This is a genomic window from Pseudomonas viridiflava (assembly GCF_001642795.1).
Taxonomy (GTDB): Bacteria; Pseudomonadota; Gammaproteobacteria; order Pseudomonadales; family Pseudomonadaceae; genus Aquipseudomonas; species Aquipseudomonas viridiflava.
Genome location: NZ_LKEH01000026.1, coordinates 206,695 through 224,953, shown reverse-complemented (window position 1 = coordinate 224,953; position 18,259 = coordinate 206,695). Strand labels below are relative to the sequence as shown.

Annotated in this window: 14 protein-coding genes and 1 pseudogene; 11 read left to right on the top strand and 4 right to left on the bottom strand. The window is 60.0% G+C overall.

Annotated features, from left to right (window positions below; genetic code table 11):
• Nucleotides 1-341 precede the first annotated feature (341 nt).
• Together AO065_RS13895 and AO065_RS13890 are read left to right on the top strand one after the other, a co-directional pair.
• Nucleotides 342-818 carry an NYN domain-containing protein gene (locus AO065_RS13895; RefSeq protein ID WP_004887906.1) on the top strand — a complete coding sequence of 159 codons (477 nt, stop codon included), beginning with the start codon at nucleotides 342-344 and terminating at the stop codon, nucleotides 816-818.
• Nucleotides 819-840: 22 nt separating this feature from the next.
• Complete coding sequence (locus AO065_RS13890; RefSeq protein ID WP_004887905.1) at nucleotides 841-1,452, top strand: 3'-5' exonuclease; 612 nt, start codon at nucleotides 841-843, stop codon at nucleotides 1,450-1,452.
• Here AO065_RS13890 and AO065_RS13885 read toward each other — a convergent pair.
• On the bottom strand, nucleotides 1,430-1,936 hold the full coding sequence (locus AO065_RS13885) for an Lrp/AsnC family transcriptional regulator (RefSeq protein WP_004887904.1): 507 nt from the start codon (nucleotides 1,934-1,936) through the stop codon (nucleotides 1,430-1,432). The genes AO065_RS13890 and AO065_RS13885 overlap by 23 nt on opposite strands.
• A gap of 165 nt (nucleotides 1,937-2,101) precedes the next feature.
• On the opposite strand from AO065_RS13885, the gene yedA reads away from it, so the two are divergent.
• Both yedA and AO065_RS13875 read left to right on the top strand, forming a co-directional pair.
• Nucleotides 2,102-3,016: a drug/metabolite exporter YedA gene (yedA, locus tag AO065_RS13880; protein ID WP_004887901.1), complete on the top strand. Its 915-nt coding sequence runs from the start codon at nucleotides 2,102-2,104 to the stop codon at nucleotides 3,014-3,016.
• Between the two features lie 62 nt (nucleotides 3,017-3,078).
• Nucleotides 3,079-4,407 carry an RNA helicase RhlE1 gene (locus tag AO065_RS13875; RefSeq protein WP_004887899.1) on the top strand — a complete coding sequence of 443 codons (1,329 nt, stop codon included), beginning with the start codon at nucleotides 3,079-3,081 and terminating at the stop codon, nucleotides 4,405-4,407.
• Between the two features lie 141 nt (nucleotides 4,408-4,548).
• On the opposite strand, the gene AO065_RS13870 is transcribed toward AO065_RS13875, so the two are convergent.
• Nucleotides 4,549-6,132, bottom strand: a complete 1,584-nt coding sequence (locus tag AO065_RS13870; RefSeq protein WP_004887897.1) for a peptide chain release factor 3 — start codon at nucleotides 6,130-6,132, stop codon at nucleotides 4,549-4,551.
• A 344-nt stretch (nucleotides 6,133-6,476) separates the two neighbouring features.
• On the opposite strand from AO065_RS13870, the gene AO065_RS13865 reads away from it, so the two are divergent.
• The 5 genes and pseudogenes from AO065_RS13865 (at nucleotide 6,477) to AO065_RS13845 (ending at nucleotide 11,504) form a co-directional block, all read left to right on the top strand.
• Nucleotides 6,477-7,190 (top strand): ABC transporter permease, encoded by a 714-nt coding sequence (locus AO065_RS13865; RefSeq protein WP_004887895.1) that lies wholly within the window; start codon nucleotides 6,477-6,479, stop codon nucleotides 7,188-7,190.
• A 14-nt stretch (nucleotides 7,191-7,204) separates the two neighbouring features.
• Entirely contained in the window at nucleotides 7,205-8,098 is an 894-nt protein-coding gene (locus AO065_RS13860; RefSeq protein WP_004887893.1) for a glycine betaine ABC transporter substrate-binding protein, read from the top strand.
• 13 nt (nucleotides 8,099-8,111) lie between these two features.
• The gene (locus AO065_RS13855) at nucleotides 8,112-8,765 is read left to right on the top strand and encodes an ABC transporter permease (protein ID WP_004887891.1); all 654 of its coding nucleotides are present in this window, start codon (nucleotides 8,112-8,114) and stop codon (nucleotides 8,763-8,765) included.
• Complete coding sequence (locus AO065_RS13850) at nucleotides 8,762-9,916, top strand: osmoprotectant ABC transporter ATP-binding protein OsmV (RefSeq protein ID WP_004887890.1); 1,155 nt, start codon at nucleotides 8,762-8,764, stop codon at nucleotides 9,914-9,916. Before AO065_RS13855 ends, AO065_RS13850 begins: the two co-directional genes overlap by 4 nt.
• A 423-nt stretch (nucleotides 9,917-10,339) precedes the next feature.
• Nucleotides 10,340-11,504 (top strand): annotated as a pseudogene (locus tag AO065_RS13845) (type III PLP-dependent enzyme).
• A 38-nt stretch (nucleotides 11,505-11,542) separates the two neighbouring features.
• Here AO065_RS13845 and AO065_RS13840 read toward each other — a convergent pair.
• Together AO065_RS13840 and AO065_RS13835 are read right to left on the bottom strand one after the other, a co-directional pair.
• Nucleotides 11,543-12,340, bottom strand: coding sequence for a tetratricopeptide repeat protein (locus tag AO065_RS13840; RefSeq protein WP_004887884.1), 798 nt, complete (start codon nucleotides 12,338-12,340; stop codon nucleotides 11,543-11,545).
• Nucleotides 12,341-12,342: 2 nt separating this feature from the next.
• Entirely contained in the window at nucleotides 12,343-13,023 is a 681-nt protein-coding gene (locus AO065_RS13835) for a Fe2+-dependent dioxygenase (RefSeq protein ID WP_004887882.1), read from the bottom strand.
• Nucleotides 13,024-13,236: 213 nt separating this feature from the next.
• Here AO065_RS13835 and AO065_RS13830 point away from each other — a divergent pair, with 213 nt between their 5' ends.
• Both AO065_RS13830 and AO065_RS13825 read left to right on the top strand, forming a co-directional pair.
• Nucleotides 13,237-15,489, top strand: a complete 2,253-nt coding sequence (locus tag AO065_RS13830) for a TonB-dependent receptor (RefSeq protein ID WP_004887881.1) — start codon at nucleotides 13,237-13,239, stop codon at nucleotides 15,487-15,489.
• Nucleotides 15,490-15,634: 145 nt separating this feature from the next.
• A complete protein-coding gene (locus tag AO065_RS13825) occupies nucleotides 15,635-18,175 on the top strand; it encodes a sulfite reductase flavoprotein subunit alpha (protein ID WP_004887879.1) in 2,541 nt (846 codons plus the stop codon).
• The last annotated feature ends 84 nt before the right edge of the window (nucleotides 18,176-18,259 follow it).

Genomic DNA, 18,259 nt, shown 5'->3' with positions numbered 1-18,259 from the left:
CGGCGTGCCTGAGATAACTCTGATCGTTCCTACGCTCTGCGTGGGAATGCCGCCNCCGCTCTTGAATGTGGCGCAGATGTTTGCCCAAGCTCCACCGTTATCCACGTCATGCGCTCGGCTCACTGAATCCGCAATCTGTGCGATCAGTGTCGAGGCAGACTTGTGCATAACGATGAGTGCTCTGCGTGGGCATGCAGCCCTGGACGCTCCGCGTCCCAGCCCGAGTCGGCAGGCTGACCAATCGATCCCTCAATTCCCGGCTCAAGCTGGCATACTGAACGCCGATCCACGTTCCGGATCGCTGTAACCGCAGGGGCCAGCCTGCGTCATGAGGAATTGCGGTGAAGAAGATCGCGGTGTTCGCCGATGTGCAGAACCTCTATTACACCGTGCGCCAGGCGCATGGCTGTCATTTCAATTACGCCGCCTTGTGGGCGGACATCAGCAAGCGTGGCGAGATCGTCCATGCCTTTGCGTATGCCATCGACCGAGGCGACAGCAAGCAGCAGCAGTTCCAGCAGATCCTTCGCAATCTGGGCTTCACTGTGCGGCTCAAGCCGTATATCCAGCGCAGCGACGGTTCAGCGAAAGGGGACTGGGATGTGGGCATTACCATCGATATCATGGACTTCGCGCCGCAGGTCGATGAAGTGGTGCTGGCGTCGGGTGATGGCGATTTCGACATGCTGCTCGAACGTATCATCAGTAAGCATGGCGTAGAAGCGGTGGCCTATGGCGTACCCGGACTGACGGCCAATTCGCTGATCCGCGCCGCCAGTCGTTACGTGCCCATCGAAGGCGCGTTGTTGTTGAAATGAATTCAAGGGTTGGACCAACGTGTTGGAACGTATTGCAGTCATCGACTTTGAAACCACCGGGATCTCGCCTGGCCACGGTTGCCGTGCGACCGAGATTGCCGTGGTCATCATGGAACAGGGGCGTATCGTCGATCGCTACCAGAGCCTGATGAATGCCGGTGTGCGCATCCCCGCGTTCATCGAAGGGCTGACGGGTATCAGCAACAACATGATTCGCACCGCGCCCAGTGCCGAGCGGGTGATGGGTGATGTGTGCGATTTCGTCGGTTCGACGCCGCTGGTGGCGCACAACGCCTCGTTCGACCAAAAGTTCTGGGACTACGAGCTGTCGCGTATCGAGCGCACGCGCGAACAGAGTTTTGCCTGTTCGATGCTGCTCGCCCGACGTCTCATGCCGGGCGCGCCCAATCACAAGCTCGGCACCCTGACCCAGTACGCACGCCTGCCCAACACCGGCAAGGCTCACCGGGCCATGGCCGATGCCGAGATGGCGGCCAACCTGACGGCCTATCTGACTAACGAGCTGCGTCAGAAACACGGCCTGGCGGGTGTTTCCCATCAGTTGCTGTGCTCGCTGCAGAAAGTCCCGGCGGCGAAGATCGGTGAAGCCATCAAGCGTCAGCGCGGGCTTTGAGCGGTTTTCGCTCCTTGCTGCTTTCCTGTCTGCCCTGAGGCACCAGATGGCCTGACGGCAGGCTTCGCTCCACGGCTGTCGACAGCACAATCGATGTTTTGCTGAAGCCGAACTGCGCGATGCGGTTGATCAGGTCTTCCAGATGGGGCATCGAATCCACGGCAGCGCGCATGATCACACAGGGGTCGCCGGTCACCCGGTGGCACTGGATCAACTCCGGTATTTTCCACAGATCGTCATATGCCTGCTGATTGCCATGACTGCCCATGCGCAGTTCGATGATGCATTGAATCGGCAATCCCACCTTCGACAGATCGACTTTCGCCTCATACCCGGTGATGACCCCGCTGGCTTCCAGCTTGGCGACACGCTCGGCAACGGCGGGTGCCGAAAGGTTGATCAGCTTCGCCAGTTGAGCGAACGAGGCGCGGCCGTTCTGCAGCAGCGCGTCGAGCAGAATCCGATCGTATTTGTCCAGAATCATTGCAGTCTCCGGTGGCGTTCGTGCTGTTTTGAAAACCAAGGTAAAACCGCCAAACAAGCGTCGAATCGTAAGTTTTGCGGGCGGTTAAAAAGGTTTATCTGCTTAATGTTCGCGGTTTGCCTTCATACAATAAGCTCACCATAACAATGATTTTCGAGCCTGAACATGCCGCAGTCCGTTCGTTTTTCGCCATTGCTCATCGGTGCCTTTCTGGCCCTGTACCTGATCTGGGGCTCCACCTATCTGGTCATTCGGATCGGCGTCGAGTCCTGGCCGCCGTTGATGATGGCCGGTATCCGGTTTTTGATTGCCGGGTCCCTGATGTACGGATTCCTGCGCTTTCGCGGCGTGCCGGCACCGACCTGGGCCGAGTGGAAAGGCGCGGCGGTGATCGGCTTTCTGTTGCTGACCTGCGGAAACGGTGGTGTGACGCTGGCCGAGCATGCCGGCGTGGCCTCGGGGATCGCCGCGTTGTCAGTCGCGACCATGCCGCTGTTTACCCTGCTGTTCGGCCTGTTCTGGGGCAATCGCACCACCAACCTGGAATGGGCCGGCATCATTCTGGGCCTGATCGGCATTGGTCTGCTGAATATGGGCTCGAACCTGCAGGCCAGCCCTTACGGCGCCGCGCTGGTTATTTTCGCTGCAGCGGCCTGGGCCTTCGGTTCGGTGCTGAGCAAGCACCTGACCTTGCCCAAAGGACCTATGGCCAGTGGCGCGGAAATGCTGGTTGCGGGCGCGACGTTGCTGATCGGCAGCTTTTTGAGTGGCGAACGGCTGGAGCACATGCCGACGGCGGCAGGCTGGGGCGCGCTGCTGTACCTGGTGGTGTTCGGTTCTATCGTCGCGTTCAGTGCCTACATGTACCTGCTCAAGAACGTACGCCCGGCGGCGGCAACCAGTTATGCCTACGTCAACCCTGCGGTAGCGGTGTTGCTGGGTGTCGTGTTCGCGGGCGAAACGATCGGTCTGCCCGAGTGCCTGGCGATGGTGGTGATCATCAGCGGCGTGGTGCTGATCGGCTTGCCGCAATGGCGCAAGCCGCGACCTCAGGAAGCTGTATCAGCGCCTACAAGCTAACCGAGGCGGGCCGGACAGGGTAAACTGCGCGCCTTGCGCTGAATTTTTCCTACGGTATTCCCATGACATTCGCCTCTCTCGGCCTGATCGAACCCTTGCTGCGCGCCCTTGATGCGCTTGGCTACCAGACTCCGACCCCTGTGCAGGCACAGGCGATTCCTCCGGTTCTGGCTGGCCGTGACCTGATGGCAGCCGCCCAGACCGGCACCGGCAAGACCGCAGGTTTTGCGCTGCCACTGTTGCAGCGTCTGACGATGGAAGGGCCGAAAGTTGCCCCCAACACCATTCGTGCGCTGGTGCTGGCACCGACCCGCGAATTGGCGGAACAGGTTCACGAAAGCATTCGTCAGTATGCCGAGCACCTGCCGTTGAGCACTTACGCGGTCTATGGCGGGGTGAGCATCAATCCGCAGATGATGAAACTGCGCAAAGGCGTTGACGTGCTGGTCGCCACGCCCGGTCGCCTGCTCGACCTGCATCGCCAGAACGCGGTCAAGTTCTCACAGTTGCAGACCCTGATCCTCGACGAAGCCGACCGTATGCTGGACCTGGGCTTTGCCGAGGAACTGCGTGGGATCTACGCCGCGCTGCCGAAGCGCCGCCAGACCTTACTGTTTTCCGCGACGTTCTCCGATCCGATCCGCCTGCTGGCCTCGCAGATGCTGGACGACCCGTTGACCATCGAAGTCAGCCCGCGCAACGTGGCCGCGGCGTCGGTCAAGCAGTGGGTCGTGACGGTGGATAAAAAGCGCAAGGCCGACCTGTTCATCCATCTGATGAAAAAGCATCGCTGGGGTCAGGTGTTGGTATTCGCCAAAACTCGCGTCGGCGTCGATCAACTGGTGGACCGCCTGCAGGCGCTGGGTCTGAACGCAGACGGCATTCATGGCGACAAGCCTCAGGCAACCCGTCAGCGTGCGCTGGACCGTTTCAAGAGCAATGAAGTGAAGATTCTGGTGGCGACCGATGTGGCGGCGCGCGGGCTGGACATTGATGACCTGCCGACCGTGGTCAACCTCGACCTGCCAATTGTGGCCGAAGACTACATCCACCGTATCGGTCGTACTGGCCGTGCGGGCCTGACCGGCGAGGCGATTTCGCTGGTGTGCGCCGATGAAGTCGAGCTGCTGTCGGCCATCGAAGTGCTGACCCGTCAGACCCTGGAGCGTCGTGAAGAACAGGATTTCGAACCAGAGCACCGCGTGCCGAGCACCGATGCCAGCGGACAGATCCTCAAGAAACCCAAGAAGCCGAAAAAGCCCAAGGTCTCGGGCAGCAAACGTAATCTGGGCAAGTGGGTCGACAGCGGCGATTCCGAGCCGGCACCGGCAGTCAAACCCGTGCGCAAGGTCCCGGTCTTCAACACCGGGCCACGCAAGAAGAAGCCTTGATCGTTAGCACGCGCCGCGTTCGCTCTGGAATGTGACGCGGAGCGTCACGGGCTGCATGCCCACGCGGAGCATGGGCACGATCAGTGGACGCTCCGCGTCCGCTTTCGAAGGCGGTGCAGAGCGTCCAGGCACTTCAGTCGATCAATGGTGCTCGCGAGTGGCGCGGAATTTCACGTCGGGCCAGCGCTCTTCCATCAGCGCCAGGTTCACGCGGGTAGGGGCCAGGTAGGTGAGGTGACCACCGCCGTCCAGCGCCAGGTTTTCCACGGCCTTGTTTTCAAACTCCTCGAGCTTCTTCTTGTCGGCGCATTCGATCCAGCGGGCTGACCATACGGTGATCGGCTCGTAGGCGCATTCGACCTTGTACTCTTCCTTCAGGCGGCTGGCGACCACGTCAAACTGCAGCACACCAACGGCGCCGAGAATGATGTCGTTGCTGCGCTGCGGGAAGAACACCTGCGTGGCACCTTCTTCGGCCAACTGCTGCAGACCCTGACGCAACTGCTTGGACTTGAGCGGATCTTTCAGACGCACGCGACGGAACAGCTCCGGTGCGAAGTGCGGAATACCGGTGAAGCCCAGGCCTTCGCCTTCGGTGAAGGTGTCGCCAATCTGGATGGTGCCGTGGTTGTGCAGGCCGATGATATCGCCTGCGTAGGCTTCTTCCAGTTGCTCGCGTTCCGAGGAGAAGAAGGTCAGGGCATCGCCGATCCGCACGTCCTTGCCCAGACGCACATGGCGCATTTTCATGCCCTTGTCGTAACGGCCCGAACAGATGCGCATGAATGCGATACGGTCGCGGTGCTTGGGATCCATGTTCGCCTGGATCTTGAACACGAAGCCGCTGAATTTCTCTTCTTCCGGCTCCACGGTGCGCTCGTTGGCGACGCGGGCCAGCGGCATTGGCGCCCAATTGACCACGGCATCGAGCACGTGATCGACACCGAAGTTGCCCAGCGCGGTACCGAAGAACACCGGTGTCAGCCGACCGTCGATGAACTCCTGCTGGTTGAATTCGTGGCAGGCGCCCTGCACCAGCTCCAGTTGCTCGACGAAGCGGTCGTACTCGTCACCCAGGTGGGCGCGGGCTTCGTCGGAGTCCAGGTTCTGGATGATCTTGGTTTCGGTGCGCTCATGGCCGTGACCGGCGGTGTAGACGATGATGTAGTCATCGGCCAGGTGATAGACGCCCTTGAAGTCACGGTAGCAACCGATCGGCCAGGTGATAGGCGCCGCCTTGATCTTGAGGACGGCTTCGATCTCGTCCAGCAGTTCGATCGGGTCGCGGATGTCACGGTCCAGCTTGTTGATGAAGCTGACAATCGGCGTGTCGCGCAGACGGCAGACGTCCATCAGGGCGATGGTGCGTGGCTCGACACCTTTACCGCCGTCCAGAACCATCAGGGCCGAGTCGACCGCCGTCAGGGTGCGGTAGGTGTCTTCCGAGAAGTCTTCGTGGCCCGGGGTGTCCAGCAGGTTGATCATGTGATCGCGATACGGGAACTGCATGACGGACGTGGTGATGGAGATGCCGCGTTGTTTCTCCATTTCCATCCAGTCGGATGTGGCGTGACGGTCGGATTTACGCGATTTGACCGTACCGGCGACGGAAATGGCCTTGCCCATCAGCAGCAGCTTCTCCGTGATGGTGGTTTTACCGGCGTCGGGGTGGGAAATAATGGCGAAAGTGCGGCGTTTCGCGACTTCGGCGGCCTGTTGGGTCATGGGAAATCGCCTGGAATGGGATTGAAAAAGGGCGCAGATTATAGCTCAACTCCGGGCAATAACCGAACCGTTCAGTCAATCGGGGATGGCCAGATAATGTCTCGTATGGGAACCTTTCGGGTCGTGGAGACGTCCATTCCCCCGTCAAGGCCAGTACCGAGGCCAACTTCAGGGGCTGATTCATCAGCATGTTGGCTTGACGAAGCTGCGCTCATGGCTTGTGTTATCGCCGAGGTCACACCCTCTATGGCGACCCACCCGCTGCTCTTCGCGAACGTTATTGCTGGCGCCCCGCACGGTCGCCCAGGCAAACGCGTTCGCCGACTGAAATAAGGAGTCCGCCCGTGGCAAATCGCTATGGCAAGGGGCTATTGGGAGGCGCGGTTGTTATCGCGCTCCTGGCCCTGCTGATCCACTGGATCGGCGTTAGTACCATCACGCAATACCAGGATGACCTGCTGTTCTATCTCCAGGCTCACCTGATGCTGGTTCTGTTTTCGATGCTCGCGGCCCTGGTGGTCGGTATTCCGGCAGGCATTGCCCTCAGCCGACCCGGTATGGTTGGCCGCGCCGAACGCTTCATGCAGATCTTCAACATTGGCAACACCGTCCCACCTCTCGCCGTTCTGGCCATTGCCCTCGGGATTCTCGGGATCGGCAGCGGGCCAGCCATCTTCGCGCTGTTCCTCGCCTCGCTGTTGCCCATTGTGCGCAACACCTACGAAGGCTTGAAGAACGTGCAGGGCTCACTCAAGGAAGCCGCCGTCGGCATCGGCATGACGCCACGTCAGGTGCTGTGGCGTGTCGAATTGCCCAATGCCGTGCCGATCATCATCGGTGGTGTGCGGGTTGCGCTGGCGATCAACGTCGGTACCGCGCCACTGGCCTTTCTCATCGGCGCCAACAGCCTCGGCAGCCTGATCTTCCCGGGCATCGCCCTGAACAATCAGCCGCAACTGGTGCTGGGCGCTGCCTGTACCGCTCTGCTGGCGTTGCTGCTTGACGGTCTGGTGATCATTGCCAGCCGCCTGTGGCTTGAACGCGGCCTGACTCGCTGAGCGAAGGAAATACCATGAAGAAGTTATGTTTGTTTTTAGGCTTTGCCCTGCTGTTCCCGGCACTGTCCCAGGCGGCTGAACAACCGCTGCTGCGCGTCGGCGCACGCGTGTTCACCGAGCAGACGCTGCTGGCCGAGCTGACGGCGCAATACCTGCGTACCAAGAACTACAACGTGCAGATCACCGGTGGTCTGGGCAGTAACCTGGCGCGCAGCGCTCAGGAAAGCGGCCAGTTGGACCTGTTGTGGGAATACACCGGCGTCTCGCTGGTTGCCTATAACCACATCGACGAGAAACTCGACAGCGAGCAGACCTACGCCCGTGTGAAGGAAGTCGATGCGAAGAAAGGCCTGGTCTGGCTTTCGCCGTCGAAGTTCAACAACACCTACGCACTGGCACTGCCGCAGAAGGTTGCGGACAAGTATCCACAGGTCAACACCATGAGCGACCTGACCAAGGTGCTCAAGGATGAAGCCAAAGAGGGTCATGTCGTAGCGCTGGACACCGAGTTCGCCAACCGCTCCGACGGTCTGATCGGCATGGTCAAGCATTACGACATGAATCTCGGTCGTGAAAACACTCGGCAGATGGACGCGGGTCTGGTCTACACCGCGCTGCGTAATGGTCAGGTGTTTGCCGGTCTGGTCTACACCACCGACGGCCGCCTGAACGCTTTCAAACTCAAGGTGCTGGAAGACGACAAGCGCTATTTCCCGGACTACACCGCTGCGCCGGTGATTCGTCAGGAGTATCTGGATGCGCATCCGGAGATCGCCACGCTGCTCAAGCCGCTGGCTGAGCTTCTGGACAACCAGACCATGATCGACCTCAACGCCCGCGTCGATGTCGGCCATGAAAGCCCATCCTCGGTTGCCGCAGATTTCCTGCGTCAGCATCCCTTGAATTAAGGAAGGAGACGATATGAGTTTCTTGAGCGCCTTCTCCCATCTGGACTGGGCTCAGGTCCTGCAACTGACCTGGCAGCACATCACGCTGGTCGGCATTGCGGTGACCCTGGCCATCCTTATCGGTGTGCCACTGGGCGTACTGATGACGCGCTTCCCGGTGCTGGCAGGTCCGCTGCAGGCCAGCGCCACCGTGCTGCTGACCGTGCCGTCGATTGCCCTGTTCGGCCTGCTGCTGCCGTTCTACTCCAAGTTCGGCCAGGGCCTTGGCCCGATGCCGGCCATCACCGCTGTGTTCCTTTATTCCCTATTGCCGATCATGCGCAACACCTACCTTGCCCTGACGGGTGTTGAACCGGGTATTCGCGAAGCCGCCAAGGGCATCGGCATGACCTTCGGCCAGCGCCTGCGCATGGTCGAGCTGCCGATTGCCGTGCCCGTCATCCTCGCCGGTGTGCGCACCGCCGTGGTGATGAATATCGGTGTCATGACCATCGCCGCGACCATCGGCGCCGGTGGTCTGGGTGTACTCATTCTCGCTTCAATCAGCCGCAGCGATATGTCGATGCTGATCGTCGGCGCGGTACTGGTCAGCATTCTGGCCATCATCGCCGACCTGCTCCTGCAATGGCTGCAACGCTCGCTGACTCCAAAAGGACTCCTCAAATGATCGAACTTCAGAACCTCTCCAAGACTTTCCAGAGCAACGGCAAAGAAGTGAAGGCTGTCGACTCGGTCAGCCTCACCGTCAACGAAGGCGAGATCTGCGTTTTCCTCGGTCCGTCGGGCTGCGGCAAGAGCACCACGCTGAAAATGATCAACCGCCTGATCATGCCGACTTCCGGCAAGGTGTTGATCAACGGTGAAGACACCACGGACCTGGACGAAGTGACCCTGCGTCGCAACATCGGTTACGTGATCCAGCAGATCGGCCTGTTCCCGAACATGACCATCGAAGAAAACATCGTGGTCGTGCCCAAGCTCTTGGGCTGGGACAAGCAGCGTTGCCATGATCGTGCCCGCGAACTGATGAGCATGATCAAGCTGGAACCCAAGCAGTACCTGCATCGCTACCCGCGTGAACTGTCCGGTGGCCAACAGCAGCGTATCGGTGTGATCCGTGCACTGGCGGCCGACGCGCCGTTGTTGCTGATGGACGAACCGTTCGGTGCGGTCGACCCGATCAACCGCGAGATGATCCAGAACGAATTCTTCGAGATGCAGCGCGCGCTGAACAAGACCGTGATCATGGTCAGCCACGACATCGACGAAGCGATCAAACTGGGCGACAAGATCGCGATCTTCCGTGGCGGCAAGCTGCTGCAGATCGATCACCCGGACACCTTGCTGGCGCACCCTGCAGACGAGTTTGTCAGCAGCTTCGTCGGCCAGGACAGCACCCTCAAGCGCCTGTTGCTGGTCAAGGCCGAAGACGCTGCCGACAACGCACCATCGGTCAGCCCGGAAACCCCGGTGGCCGATGCGCTGGAAGTGATGGACGAAAACGACCGTCGCTACATCGTCGTCACCGACAGCGAAAACAAGGCAATGGGCTACGTCCGCCGTCGCGACCTGCACCGTCAGCAGGGCACCTGCGCCCAGTTCCTGCGCGAATTCAACGGCACGGCCGCGTACGACGAGCACTTGCGTATCCTGCTGTCGCGCATGTACGAGTTCAACCGCTCGTGGCTGCCGGTGCTGGATGCCGAGAACGTGTTCCTGGGTGAAGTGACCCAGGAGTCGATCGCGGCTTACCTGAGTTCGGGTCGTTCGCGTGGCATGAAGACCAGCATTGTGTCGCCGGCTGATCTTGTGGTCTGACTGTCGTCGCCTGCGGGGTTCATGCCTCGCCATTCGGGCGGCTTCGGCCGCCCGTTCCTTATGCGTTTGCCGACAATGAAGCGCATGTCTGTTCCTGACTCGATGAACATCAGCCTGTCATCAGGGTCGGTTATAACGGCGATCATTGCCAACCGTCTGCCGAGAACGTGCAAAAACGCGACATTTTTTGTTGATCTCAGCCCCCTCACGCCCTAAAGTTCGCGCCGAACGTCCATGCTGGAAACGATCCATCCGGCTCAAGTACTGACGACGAGACAGCAAGGCCAGGAAGGCAAGCCCTTCAGTGGCCTTTTTGCTTTCGGCGACATGCCTTGGGAAGTAGGCGAACCAAAGTGGGGATACGGAGGACGTTCATTTGCACCCATTTACCAATTCCGTTTGCCAGACAGGAGTTCCAGCAGCATGACGATCAATGTCGAAGACTACTACGCAGCCGAAACCTTCAAGAAAATGAAGGCGTTCGCTGACNAAGCAAGAAACACCTTTCGTGGTCATTGATACCAACATCATCAGCAAGGCCTACGATGACCTGCGCGCAGGCTTCGATTTCGCCAAGGTCTACTACGCCGTCAAGGCCAACCCTGCAGTCGAAATCATCGAGCTGCTGAAGAACAAGGGTTCGAGCTTCGACATCGCGTCGATCTACGAGCTGGACAAGGTCATGAGCTGCGGCGTGACCCCGGATCGCATGAGCTACGGCAACACCATCAAGAAGTCCAAGGACATCCGCTACTTCTACGAGAAGGGCGTGCGCCTGTTCGCCACCGACTCCGAAGCCGACCTGCGCAACATCGCCAAGGCAGCACCGGGCTCGAAAGTCTATGTCCGTATCCTGACCGAAGGTTCGACCACGGCTGATTGGCCTCTGTCGCGCAAATTCGGCTGCCAGACCGACATGGCCATGGACCTGCTGATCCTGGCCCGCGACCTGGGTCTGGTGCCTTACGGCATCTCGTTCCACGTGGGTTCCCAGCAGCGCGACATCAGCGTCTGGGACGCCGCGATTGCCAAGGTCAAAGTGATCTTCGAGCGTCTGAAAGAAGAAGACGGCATCGTGCTCAAGCTGATCAACATGGGTGGTGGCTTCCCGGCCAACTACATCACCCGTACCAACAGCCTGGAAACCTATGCCGAGGAAATCATCCGCTTCCTGAAGGAAGACTTCGGTGATGACCTGCCGGAAATCATCCTGGAGCCAGGCCGTTCGCTGATCTCCAACGCCGGTATTCTGGTCAGCGAAGTGGTACTGGTTGCGCGCAAGTCGCGTACTGCCGTCGAGCGTTGGGTTTACACAGATGTGGGCAAGTTCTCCGGCCTGATCGAAACCATGGACGAAGCCATCAAGTTTCCGATCTGGACCGAGAAAAAGGGCGAGATGGAAGAAGTGGTCATCGCCGGTCCTACCTGCGACAGCGCCGACATCATGTACGAAAACTACAAGTATGGCCTGCCGCTGAACCTGGCCATCGGTGACCGCATGTACTGGTTGTCGACCGGTGCGTACACCACCAGCTACAGCGCAGTGGAATTCAACGGCTTCCCGCCATTGAAGGCTTTCTACCTGTAAGCAGTTTGCCGATTGGCCTGTCTGAAGTGATCCGCGCTTCAGGCAGGTCGGGCAGAGAAGTCACGCAACGCCATCCGGTCCGATTCGTCACCGATGGCGGCGGCGCGCTGAAAGTAATCAGTGGCCATGCGTTGAATGTCCGGATGCGTCGCATCAAGCAGGACCTTGCGTCCCACCCTCAGAAAATTCAGATTCCCTCCCGCCAGTGCCTTTTTCAGCCAGCCCAGCGCCTGTTCGATATCCCCGCTTTCTGCCAGCACCGTTGCGTGACTGAACTGACCGCGAAAATCCCCGCCCTCGGCCGATCGTCTGTAGCACTCGTGCGCCGCTGACAGGTCACGGTGCCCCGTAACACCTTCTTCCAGATAACGCCCCAACAGGTTCGTCGACTTGGCGTGCCCCAGATTGGCGGCCTTGCGATAACAGTCCATGGCCTGTCGGTGATCCTGTTCGACGCCGCGTCCCGTTGCCAGCAGGTTGCCCAGGTTGTAGAGCCCCCAATCCAGTCCCTGTTCGGCAGCCAGCCGGTAATGCAGCGCCGCCTGCACTGGATCGGGCGCGCAACCCCAGCCGTGCTCGAAGCAGCGCCCCAGCATGTTGCGGGCCATCGAGTGGCCCTGATTGGCGGCGATCCTGAACCAGGTCATGGCCAGCGCCTGATCACGCTGAATGCCGCTGCCGTCGAGCAGGATCTGGCCCAACAGCGCGTGAGCCTCGACGTTGCCCTGAGCGGCAGCGGCGAGAATCGCCTTGGCTGCCTGCGCCGGGCTTTCTTCGAGCATTGCTCTTAGATCGTCGATGTTCAGCCATTCCTTGCGGGCAAGGTTCCAGCTCATGGTCAGACCTCGACCCAGCGGCGCAGCAGGTTGTGATAGGTGCCGGTCAGTTGGATCAGCGAAGGGTGATCGGGCACATCCAGGGTGAGCTGCTGGATGGCGGTGTCCATCTCGAAAAGCAGGGCACGCTGACTGTCTTCGCGCACCAGACTCTGAGTCCAGAAAAACGAGGCGTAACGTGCGCCGCGTGTCACGGCGTTGACCTTGTGCAGGCTGGTGGCCGGGTAGATCAGCAGATCGCCGGCGGGCAGTTTGTTCTGCCTTGTGCCGAAGGTGTCCTGAATCTCAAGTTCGCCACCGTCGTAATCATCGGGATCACTGAAGAACAGCGTGGACGAAATATCGGTGCGCACGCGCTCGGCACCACCCGGCGGCTGACGTACCGCATTGTCGATGTGGAAGTCGAAGTTGCCACCTTCCCGATAGCAGTTGAACAGCGGCGGGAAAATCTTGTGGGGCAGTGCCGCAGACATGAACAGCGGATTGCGCCACAACCGCTCGAGCAGTGCTGCACCGATTTCCCTCGCCAGCGGATGCGCTTCAGGCAACTGCAGGTTGTGCTTGGCCTTGGCCGACTGGAATCCGGCAGTGATTTTTCCATCCGCCCAGTCGGTCTGCTCCAGTGCTTCACGGATGCGGGCGACTTCATCGCGATCAAAGACACCAGGGATGTGAAGGAGCATAAGAGCACCGAAAGGTAGAAGGTTGCGAATGGTAGTGATTCCCATTGCCTCTGTATATGGCTGTTTGAGGCTGAATCGAATCTTCTGTGAAAGCTTTGTGAAGAGGATGTGCAGAAATAATATATTTTCGTAAATGTTAATGTATCTCAATTGCTACCGATACGTGTTTGCACTATATTCCGCCGCCTCGACTGCCTTGGGGGAGGATTTACAATGTCACGTCAAACACTGTCGCTTCATGCGGGTTCGCAACGCTCGATTGCTTCTGCGGTCGGGGTCGCCATCGCGGCGATGTCTGCTGCTCACATGGTTCACGCCGCTGAGAACACAGACGAAAAGGCCTTGTCGCTGGGGGCGACGAACATCAACGGTGAGCAGGCTGATGCCTCTTACAAGTCCGAAGAGTCGGCCTCGAAGAAGTACACGGCACCGCTGCGCGACACGCCGAAAAGCGTCACTGTCATCCCTCAGCAGGTCATCCGTGACACGGGCGCGACCACGCTGACCGAAGCGTTGCGCACCACGCCGGGCATTACCTTTGGCGCAGGCGAGGGCGGCAATCCGGCGGCCGACCGACCAATCATTCGTGGTTTCAACGCTGAAAGTGACGTGTTTGTCGACGGCATGCGCGATGTGGCAGCCCAGTCCCGCGAGATTTTCAACATCGAATCCGTTGAAGTCAGCAAAGGCCCAGGCTCTGCCTTTACAGGTGCGGGTTCCACCGGCGGCAGCCTGAACCTGATCACCAAGGGCGCTCATCTGGGTAATGCCTATAACGGCGGCTACACCTTTGGCTCCGACCAGACCCAGCGCTACACGCTGGACGTCAACCAGCAGATGACCGACACCTCGGCGTTTCGCCTGAACCTCATGAAGCACGATGCCAATGTCGCCGGGCGCGACAACGTCGAGACCAGCCGCTGGGGCGTGGCGCCTTCGTTTGCATTCGGTCTGGGCACCGACACCCGCATCAAGGTGGATTACTACCACCTTGAAACCGACGACATGCCTGACTACGGCATCCCGCTGACGTCCACGCCGGGCCGCAGCAAGTACATCGTCGACAAGCCGGCCAGCGTCGACAAGAGCAACTTCTACGGTCTGACAGGTCGCGACTATCGCAAGAGCAGCAACGACAGCGGCACCGTGCGCATCGAGCACGACCTGAACGACAGCGTGACGCTCTCCAACAGTTTCCGCATGTCGCGCTCAACCCTGGATTATGTGGTCACCAACCCGGATGACAGCCGAGGCAACGTCGCCAATGGCAGCGTGTCGCGTTCGGCCAAGAGCCGTAACTCCACGTCCAGCGGCTTCGTCAACCAGACCGACCTGACCAGCAAGTTCGACACCGGCTTCATCAGCCACAGTCTGGTGACCGGCGTCGAGTTCTCCTATCAGGACACGCATAACCGTCCTTACACAATCACCAATGCCAACGGCAGCGCGATTGCCAGCACCTGCTCGGCTGCGCTGTTCAGGTCCGGCGACTGCACCAGCCTTGCGGATCCTTCGCCGAAAGATGCCTGGAACGGGCGGATTTCCGACAGCTTGGCCTACACCGATACCGACACCAAGACCAGCGCCGCCTATGTGTTCGACACCCTGACCCTCAATGAGCAGTGGTCGGTGAACATGGGCCTGCGCTACGACCATTACGACACGCGCTCCAGCGGTTTTGCGACGGCACGTGGCGCAACGCCTGCGGCCAACTTCGATCGCCAGAAGACCACCCAGCTCTGGAATTACCAGTTGGGTGTCGTCTACAAACCTGCTCCAAACGGCAGCATTTACGCTGCGCTGTCCACGTCCAGCAACCCGTCCGGTGAAACCAGCGGCAACGGTGGCCTTGAACTGGCGGCCAACAACGCCAACCTCGACCCGGAAAAGAATCGCAACTACGAGCTGGGCACCAAGTGGGATTTCTTCGGTGACGACCTGTCGCTGACCGCAGCCCTGTTCCGCACCGACAAGACCAATGCGCGAATCACCGACCCGGACAACACCACCTTTCAGGTACTCGACGGCGAACAGCGCGTTCAGGGTGTGGAGTTCACCTACGCGGGCAACCTGAGCAGCCGCTGGAAAGTGTATGGCGGTTACACCTACATGGAGAGCGAACTGGTCAAGACCACGCTGGCGGCGGACAAGGGTAATCACATGCCCAATACTCCGCGTAACAGCTTCAACCTGTGGTCCACGTATCAGTTGATGCCCAAGCTGACCGTTGGCGGTGGCGCCACGTACGTCGATTCCCGTTTCGGCAACGAAGCCAATTCGGTCGAAGTCCCGTCCTACTGGCGTTACGATGCAATGGCCACGTACGCATTAACGAAAAACGTCGACCTGCAGCTCAACGTCCAGAACCTGACCGACAAGCGTTACTTCGATCAAGTGTTCCAGACCCACTACGCGCACGTCGCCGCTGGCCGCACCGCCTTGATGAGCGCCAACTTCCACTTCTAGGAAGCGATGCAAGGCAGACCCCGCTTATTTCGGTAGGCGGGGTTTTTCTGTATAAGGCCGCAGCGCCGTATGAAGACAGACAAGACAGGCGACGCCTTCAGGTATCAAGGTGGGCGTCCGGGCAGGCGGGTGAGGGTAGCGAGTATTGAAAAAGGTATTGTTTCAGCTGCACTGGTTCTTCGGGATCACCGCAGGGCTGGTGCTGGCGTTGATGGGCATCACCGGCGCGCTGTACTCGTTCGAGGACGAAATTCTCGATGCGCTCAATCCGAACGTGCTGCTGGTCCAGCCGCAGGGCGAAACCCTGCCGCCTGTTGAACTGGTTCGCCGTCTGGAGTCGGCGACCGGATTGACCGTCGCCATCCTCCGAGTCGAGACCATCGGCAACCGGGTCGCTCAGGTATTTTTCACGCCCAGACCGGGCGAGCGTCGCGGCCCCAAGCGCAATTTCGATCCTTACACCGGCGAGCTGAAAGGCGACGGAGCCGGTGAGGAATTCTTCGACTTCATCCTGCGACTGCACCGCTTTCTGGCCATGGGCGAAGTGGGCAAGCAGGTCACGGCGGCGTGTACGCTGGTGCTGGTGTTCTTCTGTCTGTCTGGTCTGTACCTGCGCTGGCCGCGCAAGGCGCTGAACTGGCGTGTCTGGCTGACGCTGGACTGGGCGAAGAAGGGACGCAGCTTCAATTGGGACCTGCACTCGGTTTTCGGCACCTGGTGCCTGCTGTTCTATCTGCTGTTCGCCATCACCGGTCTGAGCTGGTCGTACGACTGGGTCAGCAATGGCCTGAACCGGCTGCTGGGTGATGCACCGGCCGAGCAACGCAAAGGCGGTGGTGGTCGTGGCGTAAATATGAGCAAGGATTCGCCGCCTGCGCCATTGATGGTGGATTATGTCGCGATCTGGGACAGCCTGCAAAAGACTGCTGGTCCTGAGCTGTCGGCCTATAACCTGCGTCTGCCGTCAGCGGGCGGTCAGCCGACCACGGTGTTCTACCTGCTCAAGGATTCACCTCATCCGCGTGCCCTGAACAGCGTCACTCTTGATCCTGCAAGCGGCGCGGTCAGTTCGGTTTCGCGTTATGCCGAACGCAGTCTGGGCGCGCAATTACTGATCAGTAATTACGCACTGCACGTCGGCAGCTACTTTGGCATTGTCGGCCGAATCGTCATGACGGTCGCGTCGTTGATGATGCCGCTGTTTTTCATCACCGGCTGGCTGTTGTATCTGGATCGCCGACGCAAGAAGCGGCAGGTCAAGGCTGCGCGAGGTGATGTATCGACCCGTTCTGCGCCTGACGCTGACGCATGGTTGATCGGGTTCGCCAGTCAGAGCGGGTTTGCCGAGCAACTGGCCTGGCAGACGGCGGGACAGTTGCAGGCAGCGGGTCTGCCGGTGCGGGTGCAGCGGCTCGGTGACATGACCGAGCAGGACCTGAGTGCAAGCCGCAACGCCCTGTTTGTGGTCAGTACCTTCGGTGACGGCGAAGCACCGGACAGTGCACGTGGTTTCGAACGCAAGTTGCTGGGCCGTCCGCTGTCGCTGGAAACCCTCAACTATGCCGTGCTGGCGCTGGGTGATCGGCAGTATCAGCATTTCTGCGGTTTCGCTCATCGCTTGCATGACTGGCTGGCCGAGCGTGGCGGCAGCACCCTGTTTGCCCCGGTCGAGGTCGACAGCGCCGACCCTGTTGCCTTGCAGCAGTGGCAGCAACACCTTGGACAACTGACCGGCAGCACACCAACAGCGCTCTGGCAGGCACCTGTGTTCGAGCACTGGACACTGGCCCGGCGCGAGCACCTGAACCCTGGCAGCAGCGGCTCGGCTGTTTATCTGCTTGACCTTGTCGCTCCCGGCACGATGCATTGGCAGGCAGGTGATCTGGTCGAAATATTGCCGCGCAACAGTGAGGAAAGCGTACGGAATTTTATCGGCGGGCTGGGCATCGATCCCGCGACCCAGGTCAATGTGGACGGCTTGCTGGAGCCGGTTGTTCAGGCCCTGGCAACCCGTCAGTTGCCGCAACATCGGGCTCATCTGGTGGGCTTTCACGCTCAGGCGCTGATCGATGCGCTGGTGCCGGTGTCCGCACGCGAATACTCCATCGCCTCGATTCCCGAAGATAAGCGCCTTCAACTTATTGTGCGTCAGGAGATTCATCCCGACGGCAGCCTGGGCCTGGGTTCCGGATGGCTCACGGAGCATGCCGCCTCAGGCAGCGCGATCAGTCTGCGCCTGCGTCGCAACAGCAGCTTCCATCTGCCTGCCGAGCCGATTCCTCTGATCCTGCTGGGTAACGGTACCGGGCTCGCGGGGCTTCGCAGCCTCTTGAAAGCGCGCATCGCCCAAGGCCAGGCGCGCAACTGGCTGCTGTTCGGCGAGCGCAATCGCGAGCATGATTTTCATTGCGGCGCAGAGCTGCAAGGCTGGCTGGAGTCGGGTGACCTGGCACGGCTGGACCTGGCGTTCTCGCGGGATCAGGCAGAGAAAGTCTACGTGCAGCATCTGTTGCGTGAGGCTGCTCAAGACCTGCGAGCATGGCTGGATGAGGGCGCAGCGATCTACATCTGCGGCAGCTTGCAGGGCATGGCATCAGGTGTGGATCACGTGTTGAACGAAGTGCTCGGCGAACGAGCCGTCAGCGAGCTGGTGGAGCAGGGGCGGTATCGGCGGGATGTGTATTGAGGTCTGCTGGTTGATGCAGAACCCGTAGGAGACGCCACCACGTCTTCGACGTAGCGCTGCCGCGCAGCAAACACGGACCGTGGG